This is a genomic window from Dictyobacter sp. Z7_2 (assembly GCF_057551105.1).
Genome location: NZ_BAAJPE010000001.1, coordinates 1227517 through 1245556 on the forward strand (window position 1 = coordinate 1227517; position 18040 = coordinate 1245556).

The window sequence follows — 18040 nt, forward strand, 5'->3', positions numbered from 1 at the left end:
ACAGGCAAAAAAATTTATCGTCAGAGTAGAAAGGGGCAAGAGCAACCAGCTAATTTCTGGGATAACTGGTAAGCAGATGCCCAAGCATTTCCGCAACATTCCTGAGCGGGTCTCCGCTGTGGTTTGTCCGGCTCAAGATAATCCCTCCTTCAATGGAAGAGGTGATGAATGTGGCGAGTTGCGATGCTCGCACTTCTATAAAACCACTCACAATCAATTGATCGTAGTAGGCTTGTTGCAGCAGGCGATAGGCTTCCCTGCAAGCGAGATTCAAGCGTTCACTGGAGGTAGCCGTCTCCATAGCGACCATCATGAGCGGACCACCAGCACCAAACCCTGAAGCTTCTACACGCTGAGCCAGGACAAGCACAAACGATCGTATGGCTTCGCTCGGTTCTGCAATCTTGCTCAACTCGCTCTTGATACTCTGGGCAACATGTAGCCCCATCCTTTCAATCGCTTGAGCAGTCAGCTCCTCTTTCCCCTCCGGGAAATAGTAGTACAGTGAACCTTTGGGCGTTCTACTCTTTGCCAGTATCTGATTTAACCCGGTCGCATGGTATCCGTATGTCTCCAGTAATTCACAGGTTGTCTGGATGATTTGCTCACGCGTCGTATTCATACGTTGCCTCCTTCCATTAGTATAGTGACTGGTCTATATATTGTCAAGTTTTTTCAGTCTATAAAGAAGGAGTATTCTGACTATTCTTCGTGCGTGGAGGTTCGCGTTACCAGCGGTGGTAATGTATGGATGCCTTCATGTCCCACCGCCCGATGAGATGAGGGACTGGGCGTCATAATGAGAAGCATCATCGCATCGGTCTGCGCACTCACACTATGTACAATCCCGGCCTCGACCTGAAGCACCATCCCTGCACGCAGATCGACATTGTGATCGGCAAGACTACAAGTAATGCGGCCACGCAACGCCTGTATCAGGATCTGGCTGGAGGTGCGATGATCATTGAGATGTTGTCCTGCTTTGAAGGTAAATAAGACCACGCGTGCACTCCCAATATCTGAGAGCACCTGGATCGCCGGACCATCAGGGCGAAAATGCATCAACGTACGCATATCGAAGAGAACAAAATCATCAGAGGCTGACAGTTTCTCCTCACTGATTGAATCAGTAGAAGCATCTGGAGATGGGTTCATAACAATAAGTCCTCGCAGAGATCTATGAAATAGAGCTTAAACTACAAATCGACAACGATAAGCACATTCATTAGCACAAAAATAGTTATATATATTATACGCGCCGCAATTCCTGCACACCACAACCTTACAGATCAGCAAAGAGATAACATCCACAGCGAACCAGTGCCGGACCCTTTCACACGTGGAAAAGCTCAGCTTGATTGATCGCCACCAGTCGCGTTACGGAGAGAGCGAAAGGACATTCCCTCAAGATAGATACGCCGTACACCTTGGAGGATCTGTTCTGGAGTGTACCCTCGTTTGTGGCGCTGAAAGAGATAGAGGGCCGGATCGAATGCTGCCAGGAGGACATCGGCAGTGTACGTGGTATCCAACGGGGAAAGTTCATCCTGGGCGATGGCCTCGTCGAGCAAGCTGGCAACAATAGTATGGACGGTACGATAGTAGAGCGTGCCAAACTTCATCTCTCGCCTCTCATCAGACAACGTATCCATGATTGCCGCCAGAAATTTTCCCTGCTCTTCGATGAAAGCAACACATCCCTGGAGAACGCTATCTATGCGTTGTAATACAGATCCCGCATCCAGATCCTGAGACAAATCCTGCATCTCATCCAAGAAAATCTTCACGCTCTCTTCGAGTAGATCGAGGATTAATTCACCCTTATGCGCATAGCGACGATAAAGCGTCCCCTGACCCACGCCTGCTTCCTGAGCAATCTGATGCATGCTCACCCCCTCCACACCTCGCTCAGTAAAAAGCTGATGAGCCACCTGTCGAATCCGTTGATCAAAATCGGCAGCCTGACGCCGTTCTGGTCTCCGACGCTGCGATACGACGATAGCCGGCTTTTGCGGCTCTTCTTGTCCCATAATACTCCTCCTCGTTCGAGGGTGCGTTTCATTTTTTTCAGCAAAAGGTCAAGCGAAGCGAAGACACTGATTCTGGGAACCCTCGTTGGTCTCCTATTGACAACAGGACAATTGTCCTTTACACTATTACCATTCAGGACAGCTGTCCCTTCATGATTGTAACGCACACCTCGGTACGCGTCAAGCTCAGAAGAAAGAAAAATCATTATGAATAATACAGATAAGACTGTACCAGATACTACAGCTTTCAGCCTGTTTAGCAGTGATAGCGGCACAATTGCAGAGAACCCTTTCCCATCCTTAGCACAGTTGCGCTCTCTGGGACCCGTTGTTTCGATCCCATTCTCGCGCGAAGGCATGAATAATCAAGCCTGGGCGATCACACGCATGGAAGAGGTAGTACAGGTTCTCAAAGATCATACGCATTTTACTGTGGATCCCAGTGCTATCGGGTCCAAAAGCCTCCTGTCCTACCATGCCTCCGAGACCACCGACACGCCTACCTTCTTTACGGATAAAACGATGCTTACGGTTGATGAGCCCGATCATCGACGCTTACGCCTGCTGGTGTCCAGAGCCTTCACGCCCAAGTATATCGAAAGCTTACGTCCAAGCGTGCAGAAAATTGCCGACGAGTTGCTCGATCGCGTACAGGATCAGGGGCAGATGGATCTCGTTGAGGACTATGCCTTTGTCTTGCCCATCAATGTCATTTCCGATATGCTGGGAGTACCTCACGCCGATCGGAACCAGCTCCGCATCTGGTCAGAGGCGCTGGCAAGAGGTCTGAACCTGGGGAAACGCGATGAGGGAGTTGCAGCTCACATGCGGGCCTTTGGGGAATACACGGCGCGTCTGGTAGCCGAGAAACGCCAGCATCCAGCGGACGACCTGATCAGCCAGTTAATCGTTATCGAAGAGGCAGGAGATCGACTCAGTGAAGCGGAAATGCGCTCACTGATCACGCTGCTGATCTTCGCCGGCCATGAAACCACCTCCAACCTGATCGCCACCGGGACCCTGGCATTGCTGGATCATCCCGCTCAGTTTGAGAAGCTCAAAGCCGATCATAGCCTGGTGCCTGCCGCCGTCGAAGAGCTACTGCGCTTCAAAGGGCCAGCTACCACAGCGGGACCGCGCTACGCCACTGAGGATCTCACACTGGGAGGTCAGCAGATCAAAAAAGGAGACATCATCTTCCCCGTCCTGATCTCGGCCAATCACGATGAGACCCAGTTCACTCAGCCAGATGAGGTGGATCTTGCTCGCACACTCAGTCGACATGTGGGCTTTGGACAGGGCATCCATATCTGCCTGGGAGCTCCACTGGCTCGCCTGGAAGGTGATATTGCCTTCAGCACGCTCTTGAGACGTATGCCTGATCTGCACCTGAGCGTCCCCCGTGAGAGCATCACCTGGCATGTCAATCTGAACTCGTGGAGCTTGACTGCTCTGCCGCTGGCTTTTTAGCCCTCCCACCGAAAAGGGCAAGTCAGCCAACGCCGCTACTACACGGTCAAAGGCCATCGCGCCTCTATCATATGGGAGATTGTCTCCAAAAAAGATCCGTGAAGCCGTGGGGTGACAGGCCAGCCGACGTAGCGGCGCGGCTCCGCCGTGCTGTCTGTGCCTCGTACGACCACGTTGCCCATAGCGTTCCATTGCGAGACGCTCCCAAGGCCGAATCAGACGAGGCACAGACAGCACGGCGGAGCCGCGCCGCTACGTCGGTGAGCGTTGACGCCTAGTGCAAGGGATCATCTGAGTCGCTTAGACGACGTTGCCATGACCTTTGACAGAGCACTACGTCGGCATACATTTGCACCTAGTCGCGTGAAATCTGTCGCAGGCCCGCTTCGGCGTAGCGCGATCCGACGGGCTTGCCGATCGCTTCCAGTTGAGCAATCTCCTCTGCATCCAGATGAATACGGGTGGCCGCCACGTTTTCTTCAAGATACTTCAGGCGCTTGGTGCCTGGAATGGGAACGATGTCGTCACCCTTCTGATGCAGCCATGCTAGAGCTATCTGCCCCGGTGTGGCTTCCTTTTTGCTGGCAATCTGCTTGACCTGTCCGACCAGGGCACTATTCCTGGCAAAGTTCTCTCCCTGGAAGCGGGGATCGCTACGACGGAAATCGGTCTCATCCAGATCCTGGACACTTTTAATTTCTCCGGTCAGAAAGCCGCGTCCCAACGGACTATAGGCCACAAAACCAATGCCCAATTCACGCAGAGTTGGGATAATCTCGGCCTCAGGACCACGCTCCCACAGAGAGTATTCCGTTTGCAGAGCGGTGATCGGATGGACGGCATGAGAACGTCGAATGGTCTGCGGTCCTACCTCGGAGAGCCCAATATGACGAATCTTCCCCTGCTTGATTAAATCGGCCAGGGTACCAATGGTATCCTCGATCGGCACCTGCGGATCACGGCGATGCTGGTAATAGAGATCGATATAGTCTGTGTCCAGACGCTGCAACGACTCCTCGACGACCTGCCGAATGTGCTCCGGACGACCATTGAGCACACGCTCGCCTGTCGATGTCCATTCCCAGGCAAACTTGGTCGCTACAATTACCGCATCACGCTTCCCTTTCAAGGCGCGTCCAACCAATTTCTCATTCGTGTATGGTCCATACGCCTCGGCGGTATCGAAAAAAGTCACCCCCAGATCGATGGTCCTGTGGATCAAATGAATCGCCTCATTTTCGTCGGCAGGTGCGCCATAGAAGCTCGTTAAGCCCATACAACCAAATCCTTGCTCCGAGACAGTCAGTTTCGCCTTACCCAGCGTACGTTGTTGCATATTCTCTCACCTTTCCAATTATGAAACTGCATCATCTTACTTCTGCCTCGCAGTCTACACTTTAGAGCGCGCTCTAAGTCAAGCATGCACAGCGCTACTTGGCATCATGTTGGCGTGCGGGGATGAGAGCGGTCGCCCACCAGAGTAATTCAGTCATCATTCCATTATAGGCTCGGTCGAGAAATGCTCCACTTGGCGAATCGGCCTGATCGGATATATTGGGTACTACGCCGGGCACGAGTGAGATACCAATCTGCTCACGGATCGGTACCATTTTTACCTCGATCAAGATCTGGCGCAGTTGCTCAGCCGCTCGATACCCTGCGGCAAAGCCACCATAGTTGACGATAGCAGCGGGCTTGTGTATCCATTGCGGATAAAGGTGATCGATCGCGTTCTTGAGCACAGCTGGATAACCATGATTGTATTCAGGCGTGATAAAAATAAAGCCATCGGCTCGATCAACCTGCTCAGCCCAGCCTTCAGCTTCAGGGATGATGTGTCCATGAGCTGGCGATGCGGGAGTATCAAAGAATGGAAGAGTGACGTCGCGCAGATCAACCAGCTCAAAGGTAGCATCGGTACGCTTAGCCAGACGCTCCATGAGCCAGTGTGTCACAACTTCGCCTCTACGACCCTGACGTGTACTTCCGAAAATCACCAGAATATGTGGATTAGCCATTATTTATCTCCTTCATTTCTGTCTTAAATAGCATCTTGCATCTTTTCCAAAAAATATCTTCATCAAAGCAGATTTTTAAACAGAATAGCATGATTATGCAAGATGATTTTCCTCCTTCTACGGTACCATAAGCAGCACAATATTGCTAATAGAGATGCTCCAAGGCTAGATACATGCACGATACTTCCCGCCATCCACAGACGAAATGTGAGGTTCTAAAAATGCGTTCTCTTGACATAAACAGTAATCATTGGGTATAAATAAGTCATACGTATGACTAACAAGAAAATTTTTCAGATAGTAGCATGAAAGCCTGATGAAAAAAGAAGCGTCAAATATTCCTGCGACTAGCATTGATGTGGCGCGTCGCGCCGGAGTTTCGCAGTCAGCGGTCTCGCTGGTGTTCGGAGGTAAGGGGAGCGGACGCGTCGGCAAAAAAACGCAAGAAGCCATCCTCCATGCGGCTCAGGAGCTCGGCTATCATCCCAATAGCGCAGCGCAGACACTGCGCCTGGGGAGATCTCATCGTATCGCGCTAGCAGTGCCAGATGTAAGCAATCCCTACTTTGCGGCCGTACTACAGGGAGCGGAGCAAGTGGCGCGTCAGTATGGCTATACGGTCATGCTGGCGAGTATCCGCGATGAGCAGGATTGGCAGGCGGTGGTGCTTGATGCACTCACGTCACAGGCGGTCGATGGTTTTCTCTTCTGTACCTTGCAGCCGCCGACGCTCAAGGAGCAGGCAGCTTTGCGGGGCAGAGCGCTCCTGGTAGATGCCTCCAGCCCGGGACTGCCATCGCTCCAGTTGGACATCGAGACAGGTATGCATACCGCGATGACGCACCTGCTCCAGCTAGGACACACGAGGATCGCTCATCTAGCCGCTTCCGTGGATGCCGAGAGCTTTTATATGCGCCATCGGGCTTATCTCGACTCTTTAGATAAGGCTGGAATTCCTATCGTGGAAGCCTATCAGACACGTGCACCATTCACGATCGCCGCCGCGCGCCAGGCTGCGCAGCGCGTACTGACGTGTTCTGATCCGCCATCGGCCTTTGTCTGTGACAGCGATGTGCTAGCCGTCGGCACATACAAAGCGGCGCGAGATCTCCAACTCACCATTCCAGATAATCTATCTGTGGTCAGTTTTGATGATAGCGTGATTGCACACATTCTTGATCCAGAATTAACTACGGTCGCCATTCCAGCACGAGCTATCGGAGAGCAAGCATCCAAGCTCATGCTAGAGATGCTGGAAAAGAATGAAATGCCCACACAGGTCATCGTTCCGCTTGAATTGATGATTCGGGCCTCCACCTCGCAGATCCAGGCGAGTAAACGAGAGAAGATATAACAAAGGCTCTCTGCGACAGGATGGGAGCATGGGAAAGGATAAGCTATGAGGTATCACCTCTTGATCGATGCTGATGACACGCTTTGGGAGAACAATGTCTATTTTGAGCGAGCGATCCATGCCTTTATTACATTTCTCAACCACTCCCGGCTCACGCCGGTCGAGGTACGCGCCGTTCTCGACGATGTCGAGCGCCTGATGGGCTATGGATCAATCAATTTCACCAGAAGCCTGATTGAAACCTATCGCCGCCTGGCCGAAAAGGATCTGCGCGATGAGGATATTCAGCAGGTGAGCCAATTCGGAGAACAGATTCGTACACATCCATTGCAGCTCATTGCGGGAGTCAGGGAGACGCTGGACTACTTATCGCCGCGCCACAATCTTGTCCTGCTCACCAAAGGAGACGTCGAAGAGCAGAAGCTCAAGGTCGAACGCTCTGGCATCGAAGAGATGTTTCAGCAGATCATGATCGTCCCAGAAAAAGATACTAACACATATCATCGTGTCGTCACAGAGTTGCAGGCCGATCCGCAACAGACGTGGATGATTGGTAACTCTCCACGCTCCGACATTAATCCGGCCCTGGCCGCTGGCCTCAACGCGATCTATATCCCCCATCCTGATACCTGGAGCCTGGAACACGAAGAGGTCGAGCAGAGCAACACAGAACGGCTCATGACATTGTCCGCCTTTACGGATCTACGTATCCATTTCTAGTAGCAGAAAAGAGAAACACATCCATGGCTAATTTACCCGCACATGCAACACTCCCAGAACTACAACACTATCTTGATGCCGTCTGCAAAGAACGCGGCTGGACAAAGGATACGTATGCCGAAAAGTTCCTGCTCTTCACGGAAGAAGTTGGAGAACTCGCCAAGGCGATCCGCAACACACAGGGACTCTATCAGGAAACGGCCAAACACAAAAAATTTGAGCTCGAAGAAGAGTTCGCCGACGTCTTGAGCTATCTTCTGGATCTGGCGAACTTCTTTGAAGTCGATCTAGAAAAAGCCTTTCGCGAGAAAGAAAACATCAATGCTCAAAGAACATGGCAGTAGCTCGACTTCGCCGAACGTTATTCTAACAAGCTTGCACGCGGCGCGATACTCCTCTAAACAATATTACATACAAGCCGACAGCGCTATTGAACGATAACAGCAAGGCTCATGCCTTGATGAATGGTACAGTAAAGTTCATATGTTCCAGCTTGTGGAAAAGGTCCAATGGTCATGGAGCTGTTGCCAGCAACCGCGACATTGTCAATCCTGGGAGCGCCCGACTCGCGAGCAGCAGCGGGCGTCCCATTTTTCCATGTGCCATTGGAGATCGTGTGCGCAATAAATGTGTCAGAGGTCAGTGTGATACTCTCCCCTTTTTTGATGGTAATCGATGTTTGTACAAAGTCGGTGTCGTTCATATGGACCTGATTACTGGCCGAATTAGCATCTGTTGCACTTGCATTACAAGCAACGATAAATAACGTTGCCATGATACATAGGGCGCACACTATATATAATCTTTTCATATTCAATTTCTCTTCTTGCAGACTACTTAAGTTCTGGCAACAGTAGAACTCATCATCGTCCGTTTAGCTGTGGCGTAGCGAGCACTCATCAGGCCAGTCAGGATGAGCGCACCGATACCTACAAGCAGATGAAGCGTCTGGATCAGCCAGTGCAGGCTACCAATCAGTATGTTGGATTGTGTCATGCCAAAGATTGGCAAGATCAGCGCATAGACAACTCCTACGATGCCCCATATTCTCATGCCTCTGGTGCTCAGTGCAATAATACTCATAGTCAACAAAGTAAGAGCGACAATCAGACCGAAAAGCATATGCAGATTAATCAAGTTAATCTGGGCGATCCAAAATGCTAATCCAAGCAGCAAAGCACCCAAACCTGCAATGCCTAAGATTATCTGTATAATTCGTGTCAGCATAACGAGTAAAGAACCTCCTGAATATCTCTATCATATAGTTTATTGCTCCTTGCATTCATGACCTCAGTGTAGCCAGTTTAGATGACATAAACATGAACTTTTCTCATCTTTTTTGTCATCAATTTGTCATCTTGCTGTGCGATAATCAGAGAAAAAGATGCTGCCGATGAAATGTAGATTGAGCTGACCTATAGATACATGGGAAGAGGACTTACCTATGCGCATCCTTGTGATCGAAGATAACCATCGTCTCAACCATTCGCTGCAACTAAATCTGTCGCATGAGGGTTACAGCGTCGATTGCGCCTACGATGGACAGGAGGGCCAGGATATGGCGGAGTTAGCACCATATGATCTGATTATCCTCGATATCCTCTTACCAGAAAAAGATGGATTAGAGGTGTGCCAGGCGCTACGCCAGCGTCGTATCCAGACACCGATCCTGCTGCTGACAGCCCGCGACAGCGTGAGCGATCGCGTACAGGGTCTGGATTGCGGGGCCGATGATTATCTGGTCAAGCCATTTGCCATGAGCGAATTGTTGGCGCGGTTGCGTGCTCTGCTGAGGCGCAATCATCCTTTCACTAATGGGCGATTAGAGATGGGCGATCTCCGCGTTGATCCGATTGCCCATGACGCTGAGCGGCAAGGATCTTCTCTCGATTTGACTCCAAAAGAGTTTGCGTTGCTGGAGTATTTTATGTACCATGCCAATCAGGTCGTGACGCGTGAGATGATCGAGCAGCATATCTGGAACTATGATTTTGAGTGCAGCTCGAATGTGATTGATGTCTATGTCCGTCGTCTGCGCAGGAAAATCGACGATCCATTTGAAGTCAAGCTGCTGGCGACGATTCGCGGGATTGGCTATCGGCTGGCCTTGCCCCCAAAGAAGCAGGTGCCGTCATGAAGTTGCATGTATCTCATCCCTTCAAAGCCAGCGTCCGAGCACGCCTGACGATGTGGAATCTGGCCATCATCGCCCTCATCATGATCTTATTCAGTGGTGGCCTCTACGCCACACAGACATTCCTCAATACCGGAGCCTCGGATAGCCGATTGGAGACACAGTTATATCAGGAAGCGCAGCAGCTAAGTCCTGACTATAGGCAGGCTCTCCTGACCGGTCAACATCCAACCAGCCAGGCAGAAAAGCTCTCCTCAACCGAGTTTGTCCTGTTGATACGTCCCGATACCTCTATTCTGGACAAGCGTGGTCCACTCCCAGACAGCGTTGTGCAACAATTGCAGATCAGAGCGGGGAACAGCCAACCAACATTTGATCTCGCCATCCCACAAACGCACGCTAATGGCTGGCACGGTCTGGATCAGAATTATCGCGTGCTGATCACGCCGATCTTCAACAAGGATGCACGCATTGCCATCTTAATCATTGGTCTACAAAAAGAATTCGTCGTCTCTGTGCTGCTGATCTGGCTCTTTCATGGCATCATGGGATTGCTGCTGGCAGCTCTCTGCGGCTATTGGCTGGCTGGCAAGACACTGCGTCCGGTCATGATGATCACGCGAACGGCAAAAGAGATCAATGCGACCGATCTGCGCCGCCGTTTAAATCTGAAGCGCCAGGATGAGTTTGGTGAGTTGGCCACCACCTTCGATCAGATGCTCGATCGCCTCGACGCTGCCTTCAAGCGACAGACACAATTCACAGCCGACGCCAGCCACGAATTACGCACACCACTGACAATCATCGAGCTAGAGATCAATCGAGCCATCACCCAACTCAGCACTGTTGAAGAGTATCAACAAGTCCTGGACGTAGTGCAGACGGAAAACAAGCAGATGGCTACTATCATTAATAGCCTGCTGCTGCTGGCACGCGCCGATACCGGACAGCTCACGCTATGTCATGAAGAGGTCGACTTGAGCGATATTACGCTTGCCAGCGTCGAGCGCCTGCTGCGATTAGCCAGACAAAACGACATTATACTTTCAACGGGCGAGCTACCAGAGCTCCTGATCGATGGCGATCGACGTTATCTAGATCGGATGATTATGAATCTGGTCGAAAACGCGATTAAATATACGCGTGGCGTCGGCACCCGCGTGCATATCGAGCTGGCAAAGCAGCCGGATGCATGGGGCGTGATTCGTATCCAGGACGATGGTCCTGGCATCGCAGCAGAACATCTTCCCTATCTCTTCGATCGCTTCTATCGCGTAGACAAAGCGCGTTCACACAATGAGCAGGAGCACGCTCATGAAATGGCAAGTACGCAGGAGCCTGGAGGCACTGGACTGGGTCTCTCGATTGTGCAATGGATTGTACAAGCGCACGCTGGTGAAATCGACGTGAAAAGTAAGCTACATGAGGGCTCAAGCTTTGAAATACGCTTTCCTCTCAAGCATAATAGTGCACGCCCGACCTCCAGTGCAGCGTCCTACCGACGGATTGTGCAAGAAGTTCTCTAGACTTTGCCCCTCCTTGCAAGAACTCAACCTCATAGGTCCTGGTGGCAAAACGCTAGGAATATTGTACCTGCATGCATACAAAGCCCTACGGTTCAATTCATCTCTATGTTAGAATCAGTGCAGGTCCGGAAAAATGAGTTTCACAAGGATAATACATGTCAGTAGCAAAAGACAAAACCGCATGGATTGCTGAAGGCAATGCTTCTAGTGAACAGCAGCAATACGAAGCAGCCCTCGTAGCATATCAACACGCGCTTCAGTTAGATCCAGATTACGCATCAGCCTATCAGAATATAGGCAATGTCCTCGATGAGCTTCAGCGCTATGATGAGGCCCTTGAAGCTTACCAGCACGCGATTCGCCTCGATCCCAATGATCCTTTTTGTTATTATAATATGAGCGTCATGCTCAATAATCTGGAGCGCTACGATGAGGCTCTTGACGCTTGCCAGCAGGCTCTCCACCTCGAATCCAGCAGTGCGCGCCTCTACCAGCACAGAGGAAACATCCTCAACCACTTACAATGCTACGACGAGGCTCTCGATGCCTATCGTCAGGCCATTCAGCTCGATCACGATGATGCTTTTGTTTACCTTAATATGGGGGGGATATTGTATAACCTCCAGCGCTATGATGAGGCCCTCGACGCTTACAGGCACGCTCTTCAAATCGATGCAACGATCACTGAAGCCTACCAGAATATCGGCGATGTCTTTAACGCCCTCCAGCGCTATGATGAAGCCCTCGACATCTATCAACAGGCGCTACGCATCGACCCCGCAGACGCTACTATCCACCATGCGATCGGCATCGTACTTTATCACTTGAAGCGCTATGACGAAGCCCTCGACGCCTATCAAAAGACCATTCAGATCGACCCAAACATAGCCCAGGCGTACCAAAATATCGGCAATGCCCTCGATGATCTCGGACGCCATAACGAGGCTCTCGACGCCTATCGGCATTCCCTTGAACTTGACTCTCAAAATGCCAATTTCTACTATAATCTGGCCATCGCCCTGAGTAATCTGGAACGCTATGACGAAGCACTCGACGCCTATCGACAGACGCTTCAGCTTGATCCCAACTACTCTTTAGCCTATCAGAACATGAGTATCATTTTAGATGATCTCCAACGCTACGACGAAGCTCTCGACGCCTGCCAGCAATCAATCCGTCTCGATCCTGACAGCGCCGGAGCTTACCATAAAATGGGACTCATCCTCAGTAACCTTCAGCGCCATGACGAGGCCCTCGACGCTTACAAGCACGCGCTCAAGCTCGATCCCGCTTATCCCACCGCCTACCGCAACATGGGCATCACTTTAGCAAATCTTGGACGCCATAACGAAGCTCTCGATGCCTGCAAGCAGGCCATCAAGCTCGATCCCGACAACGCCACAGCCTACTATAATATGGGCATCATCCTATCCAACCTCCAACGCTACAACGAAGCACTCGGCGCTTATCAACGGGCCGCACTGATTGATCCCAATGACGCCGATACCTATCAGAATATGGGCGGAGTACTCAACAATCTGGAACGCTTCGACGAGGCCCTCAACGCATACAAACAAGCTCTCCAGCTCAATCCCAAAGATGCCACAGCCTATTATAATATGAGCATCACGCTCAAGAACCTTCAGCGCTATAATCAGGCACTTGCAGCCTATCAAAAAGCGTGCAAACTCGGCTACGTCTGAGCAGCAAGAGGTCGAGCGAAGCAAGGACACCGTAACGTCGCACGCTTGACCTCTTGCTGCAAAAAATGAAGCGCACCCAAGCAGCGAAGTACTCTTGACAGGCAGGAAACCACAAGGTACACTGCCTGATACTGCTTCCATATTTTAGGATAAAAGACTGGAAACAGAGCTTCTCTATTTATCCCCCCGCCAGTAGCATGGAAAGCAGCACCTGTTCAGTTCAAGAAGAATCCCATCCGGGAAAGCAAAGGAGCTAGTGATGACTGATCAGCATGTTATAAGTCTCGTGCGCCAGGCACTGGAGACCGGTGAAGGCATTGTGCGTCTGATGCCGAACTGGGTACCGCGTGCTTTCTGTGTGCCTGGACGGCGTCTTCGCCTCCATCCCCAGGATCTTTACGCCTTTGGCGGCCAGCGAGGAGGCATCGACGAGCGCTGGTTTGCCTCGACGGTGAAAGCGGACAATGGTCCCTTAACACGCGACGATGAGGGCTTGAGCTATGTGTATGTCGCCGGGCAAAAAGTGACATTGCTCGATGCAATCGGCTTAATGGGCAAAGAATTTCTTGGCAAGGAGGCGATTGAGCGCTATGGCGGCTGGGTGATGTATAGTAAATTCTTTGATAATATGTATCCCCTCCCCCATCATATGCATCAAAGCGACGAGTACGCCGCAAAAGTTGGACGCATCGGTAAGCCTGAAGCCTATTATTTTCCGCCTCAATATAATTTTGCCCTCGATACCTATCCCTATACGTTCTTTGGCCTGGAGCCCGGTACGACGCAGGAGCAGGTGATCGATTGTCTGAAGAACTGGGATAAAGGCGACAACGGCATTTTAGCGCTCTCGAAGGCGTATCGCCTGACGCCCGGTACCGGCTGGAATGTGCCTCCCGGCATCCTCCATGCGCCAGGGACATTTTGTACCTACGAGCCGCAACGCGCCAGCGATGTGCTCTCTATGTGGCAATCACTGATTGCCGATTATCAAGTGATCGATCGCGCCCTGCTGGTCAAAGATGTCCCCCGAGACAAGTGGGATGACTATGAGTATCTGGTAAGTATGCTGGATTGGGAAGCAAATGTTGATCCAGAATTCAAAAAACACTATTACACAGAGCCCATTCCAGCACATCCAGCCGCTGAAATGTCTGCCGCAGGCTATCATGAAAACTGGATCACCTATGGAAGTGACGATTTCAGCGCCAAAGAATTAACAATCTATCCTGGCTCGACGGTCACGATCAAAGACGCCGCCGCCTATGGCCTGATCTGTGTCCAGGGATATGGATCGTTCGGCAGCTACCATATTTCATCACCATCGCTGCTGCGCTTCCACGAGATGAGCGAGGATGAGTTCTTTGTGACTCTGGATGCTGCCTCCAGGGGCGTAAAGATTACCAATCACAGCACCTGTGAGCCACTGGTGATCCTCAAGCACTTTAATCCAGGCAATCCAGAAAAGCCATCATACGACAAGCCGGCCTATTCTCACAAATAGGCAGAGAAGAGTGAAGAGAGCAGATAGCTATGCAGATTCGCTTTGAACAAAAACGGGCTCTGGTAACCGGAGCAGGCAAAGGTATCGGACGCGAAATCGCTCGCGCCTTAGCACAGTATGGAGCAACCGTCGTGGCACTTAGCCGCTCCAAGGCCGATCTGAGCAGTCTGGCTCAGGAGATCGCATGCGAGACGATTGTGGCCGATCTGGCCGATGCGGAGGCCGCACGCGAGGCTGCTCTGCGTGCGGGCGAGATTCATCTGCTGGTGAATAATGCCGGCATCTCGATCCCCCAATCGTTCCTGGATACCACCGTCGAGGCGTTCGACGCCACGATGGCAGTCAACGTCCGTGCCGCATTGATCATCTCTCAGGTAATCGCTCGCGGTATGATACGTCGAGGAGAAGGCGGCGCAATTGTCAATGTCTCGTCGCAATCGTCAATGGTAGGACTCGTCGATCATGCCGCGTATTGCGCCTCCAAAGGAGGCATCGATCAGTTGACACGCGTGATGGCGCTTGAGCTTGGACCTCATCAGATCCGCGTCAACGCAGTCAACCCGACCGTCACGATGACTCCCATGGGCGAGATGGCATGGAGCGATCCAAAAAAGAGCGCTCCAATGCAGGCTCGGATTCCTCTCGGTCACTTCGCTCAGCCGCTGGATATCGCTCATGCCGTCGCCTATCTCCTGAGCGCAGAGGCCGCTATGATCAATGGCGTCATGCTCCCCATCGATGGCGGCTTCCTGGCGAATTAAATCCTGCCAGCTCATGAGTTGGGAAGCAAGACTAATTTCCCCTGCACCTGTCCATGCTCGAGCAACTCATGAGCTGTTACAACCTCTTGAAGGGGCAAACGCTTCCCAATAATAGGAGCGATTTTGCCTTGTGAGAGCAGATCAAGAAGCACACCCAGATCTTCTCGTATCCACACTGAATACTTCTTGATCTTGACCCCGTAGAGACTTACCCGCTTCCCATTCGGCAAAACCGACAACAGGGTAATACGCAGCACATGCGGAACCATAAAGCGGACAAGCGCTCCAATAGGAGTGGCATCAGCAGGAATTGAGGATAGCCCATACGAGACGAGTCGTCCCCCTCTGCGCAGAGCTTGAGATGACTGGGTAAGGTGAGCACCACCAATACCATCAAAAACCGCATCCACACCACCTCCTGTCAACGCACGTACCCGTGCAACCACATCCTCTTTCGTATAATCGAGCGCAGTTGCCCCTAGCTCCGTGAGAAGTCTCTGCTTTGAGGTAGAAGCGGTGCCATAAACCTGGAGTCCGGCGAGCCTGCCTAATTGAAGCAGGGCCGTTCCAACCCCACCAGCGGCCCCATAGACGAGAATGCGCTCTCCCGGCTTGACGTTCGCTACGCGATGGAGGAGCTGATAGGCAGTGAGATAATTCAGGGGCAAACAGCTTGCTTCGACTGGATCAACGCCTTGCGGAACGCCCACAAGATCCCTGGCTGAGAGACAGATGTATTGACTATAACTTCCAACAGTGGTAAGTGCAGCCACTATCTGCCCCGGTGAAAACGCTTTTACTCCTGGTCCCATGGCATCAATTATGCCGACCATATCATAGCCTGGGGTGAACGGGAGTCGAGGCTTTTCAGGATTGACTCCGCAGCGCATCATTATGTCAGCATAGGCAACGCCCGTGGCCAAAATTTTGACTCTCACCTGGCCTTCACCGGGCTCAGGAAGATCGTCTTCCACCATCTGAAATGCATCGGCAGGTTCCCCAAAACGTGTAACTAGCACATGACTATATTTCATTGTCTGTCTCCCTTTCAATATTCTTCAAACGCTGTTCTCTGCTCTGCTGCCAAAGGATATTCCACCTCATGCCAAACGTCACAGAAAAAGAAAGGGCTGAGACAGCCTTTTCAAGGCGGACACGGACGTGCTATACTTGCTGACAGAGCAGTCACTAATGAACATTTTGTTCACTTTATATGACTGCCCTAGTGTACAATACAGAGATAGTTGAAGCAAGCGAAAATGAACGTGCTGAAGTTGTCGAACACAAGTACACTAAGTGTTCACTATTGAACATGAACAGAAAATAGCATTACATTCACTTGATCCCGATCCGGACGCGGTAACTTACGTACCAGGGGATAGATTCAGACCCAAAAGTTTGGTGCACGACGCTGCGGAGGAGATCAAGGCCAAGCTCCTGATCGGTGAACTGAAATTGACCGCTGAACGCATTACTTTGCATCATCTCAAAGAACCGCGTCGCATCTCCCTGCTCGATATGATGAAGCAATACCTCACGGGTGAAGCGGAAGTGAGCGCTCCCGCGCATGCGGTCAAGATGCCTGTCCTTCGGCCAGATATTTATATCCTGAGTAGCCATCCCACGCTCCCCGACAAGCGCCACTAAGCGCCGACCGACCTCCTGGGCAGCCAGATCAAGTTCCCAATGGATGGTAGGAGGCCAATCATAATCATAGGCGGCAAAGAGTCCGCCGGGACGTAGAATCCGAGCAATCTCGGCCAGGGTCGCCGTCGGCTCCATCCAGTGGAAGGATTGGGCAGCAGTGACGATATCGGCGCATCCGTCGGGCAGGCTCGTCTGCTGAGCTACTCCCTCTCGATAGTCGATATGTGCTGCGTAGGGATATCCCTCCATTTTATGGATGGCCTCTTTGCGCATGTCGTCATTGGGCTCAATCCCGATCACCTGCTGTGCCCGCTCCCCCCAGAGCGCGGTGGATAGTCCGGTTCCGCTCCCCAGGTCTACTACGAGAGCTGGATGCGGTTGGTGAATCAACTGCGTCAGCAGGTCGAGCAAAGCCGGGGGCGGCGTCGGGCGTGCCCGATCGTAGCTGGTGGCTTTGCCAGTCCAAAATTCACTGGTCTCTGGCATGTTGTTTTCTCCTTCCTTTTCCTGACGCATGTCCAGACAAAGCTGGATGAAAGCGTCATCTTTGCTTCGTTTTAAGTAAATAAAGAGCTAACCAAGAAGCTCAAAAATCTGAGCGCGTACCTTTCCCAAAACCCCAAGCGTGTCGAGAATATCCGCACCGACTCCACCGCCATCGCGTACAATGCCCAGGAGGATATGCTCGGTACGCACATAAGCACTTCCCTGCCGCTCCGCCTCATCCAGCGCCAGTGAGAGCACTTTGCGCGCTCGCGGCACGTAGTCTATCTCCTCCTGAGCAGGTTGGTCGCTACGCCCAATTTTCTCTTCAATAGCAGCCCTGACAGGATCAAGTGCTACGCCCAATTTTTCTAGAGCCAGAGATGCAAGGCCCTCCTGTTCGCGCAATAAACCGGCTAGTAGATGCTCGGTCCCGATGTATTGATGATTGAAGGACTGCGCCTCCTCGCGGGCAAGCGTGAGAACATGCTGGGCACGCCCATTAAAGCGACCAAGATGTTTGCTGGGTATCCATGTCGGCTGATAGTCCTTTAAAGCTTGAAACAGCAGTTGCGTGAGGACACTTGTAACTGTGCGATCCTCCGTCTCGGCGATCTTCGCCACCTGCTCGTAGAAATAGACTGGAACTTCGATACGCTGACGATCTTTGCTGGATGGCATAAAAATGTACCT

General features: G+C 51.6%; 20 protein-coding genes. 10 read left to right on the forward strand and 10 right to left on the reverse strand.

The window, feature by feature from the left end; translation table 11 throughout:
- Positions 1–49 precede the first annotated feature (49 nt).
- The 3 genes from AC27N8_RS04600 to AC27N8_RS04610 all read right to left on the reverse strand — a co-directional run bounded on the left by AC27N8_RS04600 (position 50) and on the right by AC27N8_RS04610 (position 2030).
- Positions 50–622 (reverse strand): TetR/AcrR family transcriptional regulator, encoded by a 573-nt coding sequence (locus AC27N8_RS04600; protein WP_487064417.1) that lies wholly within the window; start codon positions 620–622, stop codon positions 50–52.
- An 80-nt stretch (positions 623–702) separates the two neighbouring features.
- Positions 703–1155: a cupin domain-containing protein gene (locus tag AC27N8_RS04605; protein WP_487064419.1), complete on the reverse strand. Its 453-nt coding sequence runs from the start codon at positions 1153–1155 to the stop codon at positions 703–705.
- Positions 1156–1349: 194 nt separating this feature from the next.
- A complete protein-coding gene (locus AC27N8_RS04610) occupies positions 1350–2030 on the reverse strand; it encodes a TetR/AcrR family transcriptional regulator (protein WP_487064421.1) in 681 nt (226 codons plus the stop codon).
- Between the two features lie 207 nt (positions 2031–2237).
- Here AC27N8_RS04610 and AC27N8_RS04615 point away from each other — a divergent pair, with 207 nt between their 5' ends.
- Positions 2238–3500 carry a cytochrome P450 family protein gene (locus AC27N8_RS04615; RefSeq protein ID WP_487064423.1) on the forward strand — a complete coding sequence of 421 codons (1263 nt, stop codon included), beginning with the start codon at positions 2238–2240 and terminating at the stop codon, positions 3498–3500.
- 98 nt (positions 3501–3598) lie between these two features.
- Positions 3599–3778: a hypothetical protein gene (locus tag AC27N8_RS04620; protein ID WP_487064425.1), complete on the forward strand. Its 180-nt coding sequence runs from the start codon at positions 3599–3601 to the stop codon at positions 3776–3778.
- Between the two features lie 77 nt (positions 3779–3855).
- Here AC27N8_RS04620 and AC27N8_RS04625 read toward each other — a convergent pair whose 3' ends face one another.
- A complete protein-coding gene (locus tag AC27N8_RS04625; protein ID WP_487064427.1) occupies positions 3856–4836 on the reverse strand; it encodes an aldo/keto reductase in 981 nt (326 codons plus the stop codon).
- Between the two features lie 94 nt (positions 4837–4930).
- On the reverse strand, positions 4931–5518 hold the full coding sequence (locus AC27N8_RS04630) for an NADPH-dependent FMN reductase (protein WP_487064429.1): 588 nt from the start codon (positions 5516–5518) through the stop codon (positions 4931–4933).
- Positions 5519–5834: 316 nt separating this feature from the next.
- On the opposite strand from AC27N8_RS04630, the gene AC27N8_RS04635 reads away from it, so the two are divergent.
- Genes AC27N8_RS04635 through AC27N8_RS04645 form a run of 3 tightly spaced genes read left to right on the forward strand, consistent with a single transcriptional unit; the run spans position 5835 to position 7936 of the window.
- On the forward strand, positions 5835–6872 hold the full coding sequence (locus AC27N8_RS04635) for a LacI family DNA-binding transcriptional regulator (RefSeq protein ID WP_487064431.1): 1038 nt from the start codon (positions 5835–5837) through the stop codon (positions 6870–6872).
- A gap of 45 nt (positions 6873–6917) precedes the next feature.
- Entirely contained in the window at positions 6918–7592 is a 675-nt protein-coding gene (locus AC27N8_RS04640; RefSeq protein ID WP_487064433.1) for an HAD family hydrolase, read from the forward strand.
- Positions 7593–7615: 23 nt separating this feature from the next.
- Positions 7616–7936, forward strand: coding sequence for a MazG nucleotide pyrophosphohydrolase domain-containing protein (locus AC27N8_RS04645; protein ID WP_487064435.1), 321 nt, complete (start codon positions 7616–7618; stop codon positions 7934–7936).
- Between the two features lie 83 nt (positions 7937–8019).
- Here AC27N8_RS04645 and AC27N8_RS04650 read toward each other — a convergent pair whose 3' ends face one another.
- Together AC27N8_RS04650 and AC27N8_RS04655 are read right to left on the reverse strand one after the other, a co-directional pair.
- Complete coding sequence (locus AC27N8_RS04650) at positions 8020–8403, reverse strand: cupredoxin domain-containing protein (protein ID WP_487064437.1); 384 nt, start codon at positions 8401–8403, stop codon at positions 8020–8022.
- A 26-nt stretch (positions 8404–8429) separates the two neighbouring features.
- Positions 8430–8819: a hypothetical protein gene (locus AC27N8_RS04655; protein ID WP_487064439.1), complete on the reverse strand. Its 390-nt coding sequence runs from the start codon at positions 8817–8819 to the stop codon at positions 8430–8432.
- Positions 8820–9036: 217 nt separating this feature from the next.
- Between AC27N8_RS04655 and AC27N8_RS04660 the strand changes: the two genes are divergently transcribed.
- The 5 genes from AC27N8_RS04660 (at position 9037) to AC27N8_RS04680 (ending at position 15217) form a co-directional block, all read left to right on the forward strand.
- A complete protein-coding gene (locus tag AC27N8_RS04660; RefSeq protein ID WP_487064441.1) occupies positions 9037–9729 on the forward strand; it encodes a response regulator in 693 nt (230 codons plus the stop codon).
- Complete coding sequence (locus AC27N8_RS04665; protein WP_487064443.1) at positions 9726–11252, forward strand: sensor histidine kinase; 1527 nt, start codon at positions 9726–9728, stop codon at positions 11250–11252. Before AC27N8_RS04660 ends, AC27N8_RS04665 begins: the two co-directional genes overlap by 4 nt.
- Before the next feature lie 155 nt (positions 11253–11407).
- Positions 11408–12955, forward strand: coding sequence for a tetratricopeptide repeat protein (locus AC27N8_RS04670; RefSeq protein WP_487064445.1), 1548 nt, complete (start codon positions 11408–11410; stop codon positions 12953–12955).
- A 259-nt stretch (positions 12956–13214) separates the two neighbouring features.
- On the forward strand, positions 13215–14456 hold the full coding sequence (locus AC27N8_RS04675) for a hypothetical protein (RefSeq protein WP_487064447.1): 1242 nt from the start codon (positions 13215–13217) through the stop codon (positions 14454–14456).
- Between the two features lie 29 nt (positions 14457–14485).
- The gene (locus AC27N8_RS04680; protein ID WP_487064449.1) at positions 14486–15217 is read left to right on the forward strand and encodes a glucose 1-dehydrogenase; all 732 of its coding nucleotides are present in this window, start codon (positions 14486–14488) and stop codon (positions 15215–15217) included.
- An 11-nt stretch (positions 15218–15228) separates the two neighbouring features.
- On the opposite strand, the gene AC27N8_RS04685 is transcribed toward AC27N8_RS04680, so the two are convergent.
- The 3 genes from AC27N8_RS04685 to AC27N8_RS04695 form a co-directional block, all read right to left on the reverse strand.
- Positions 15229–16251 carry a medium chain dehydrogenase/reductase family protein gene (locus AC27N8_RS04685; protein ID WP_487064451.1) on the reverse strand — a complete coding sequence of 341 codons (1023 nt, stop codon included), beginning with the start codon at positions 16249–16251 and terminating at the stop codon, positions 15229–15231.
- A 301-nt stretch (positions 16252–16552) separates the two neighbouring features.
- Entirely contained in the window at positions 16553–17350 is a 798-nt protein-coding gene (locus AC27N8_RS04690) for a class I SAM-dependent methyltransferase (RefSeq protein ID WP_487064453.1), read from the reverse strand.
- Between the two features lie 87 nt (positions 17351–17437).
- Positions 17438–18028, reverse strand: coding sequence for a Clp protease N-terminal domain-containing protein (locus tag AC27N8_RS04695; RefSeq protein ID WP_487064455.1), 591 nt, complete (start codon positions 18026–18028; stop codon positions 17438–17440).
- Positions 18029–18040 lie beyond the last annotated feature (12 nt).

What these genes read in the sequence shown, in the direction of transcription:
- AC27N8_RS04655 (WP_487064439.1), bottom strand. Translation starts at nt 8,819, where the DNA reads ATGCTGACACGAATTATACAGATAATCTTAGGCATTGCAGGTTTGGGT.
- AC27N8_RS04605 (WP_487064419.1), bottom strand. Translation starts at nt 1,155, where the DNA reads ATGAACCCATCTCCAGATGCTTCTACTGATTCAATCAGTGAGGAGAAA.
- AC27N8_RS04610 (WP_487064421.1), bottom strand. Translation starts at nt 2,030, where the DNA reads ATGGGACAAGAAGAGCCGCAAAAGCCGGCTATCGTCGTATCGCAGCGT.
- AC27N8_RS04635 (WP_487064431.1), top strand. Translation starts at nt 5,835, where the DNA reads ATGAAAAAAGAAGCGTCAAATATTCCTGCGACTAGCATTGATGTGGCG.
- AC27N8_RS04670 (WP_487064445.1), top strand. Translation starts at nt 11,408, where the DNA reads ATGTCAGTAGCAAAAGACAAAACCGCATGGATTGCTGAAGGCAATGCT.
- AC27N8_RS04685 (WP_487064451.1), bottom strand. Translation starts at nt 16,251, where the DNA reads ATGAAATATAGTCATGTGCTAGTTACACGTTTTGGGGAACCTGCCGAT.
- AC27N8_RS04695 (WP_487064455.1), bottom strand. Translation starts at nt 18,028, where the DNA reads ATGCCATCCAGCAAAGATCGTCAGCGTATCGAAGTTCCAGTCTATTTC.
- AC27N8_RS04650 (WP_487064437.1), bottom strand. Translation starts at nt 8,403, where the DNA reads ATGAAAAGATTATATATAGTGTGCGCCCTATGTATCATGGCAACGTTA.
- AC27N8_RS04690 (WP_487064453.1), bottom strand. Translation starts at nt 17,350, where the DNA reads ATGCCAGAGACCAGTGAATTTTGGACTGGCAAAGCCACCAGCTACGAT.
- AC27N8_RS04615 (WP_487064423.1), top strand. Translation starts at nt 2,238, where the DNA reads ATGAATAATACAGATAAGACTGTACCAGATACTACAGCTTTCAGCCTG.
- AC27N8_RS04640 (WP_487064433.1), top strand. Translation starts at nt 6,918, where the DNA reads ATGAGGTATCACCTCTTGATCGATGCTGATGACACGCTTTGGGAGAAC.
- AC27N8_RS04680 (WP_487064449.1), top strand. Translation starts at nt 14,486, where the DNA reads ATGCAGATTCGCTTTGAACAAAAACGGGCTCTGGTAACCGGAGCAGGC.
- AC27N8_RS04625 (WP_487064427.1), bottom strand. Translation starts at nt 4,836, where the DNA reads ATGCAACAACGTACGCTGGGTAAGGCGAAACTGACTGTCTCGGAGCAA.
- AC27N8_RS04675 (WP_487064447.1), top strand. Translation starts at nt 13,215, where the DNA reads ATGACTGATCAGCATGTTATAAGTCTCGTGCGCCAGGCACTGGAGACC.
- AC27N8_RS04645 (WP_487064435.1), top strand. Translation starts at nt 7,616, where the DNA reads ATGGCTAATTTACCCGCACATGCAACACTCCCAGAACTACAACACTAT.
- AC27N8_RS04665 (WP_487064443.1), top strand. Translation starts at nt 9,726, where the DNA reads ATGAAGTTGCATGTATCTCATCCCTTCAAAGCCAGCGTCCGAGCACGC.
- AC27N8_RS04600 (WP_487064417.1), bottom strand. Translation starts at nt 622, where the DNA reads ATGAATACGACGCGTGAGCAAATCATCCAGACAACCTGTGAATTACTG.
- AC27N8_RS04630 (WP_487064429.1), bottom strand. Translation starts at nt 5,518, where the DNA reads ATGGCTAATCCACATATTCTGGTGATTTTCGGAAGTACACGTCAGGGT.
- AC27N8_RS04660 (WP_487064441.1), top strand. Translation starts at nt 9,037, where the DNA reads ATGCGCATCCTTGTGATCGAAGATAACCATCGTCTCAACCATTCGCTG.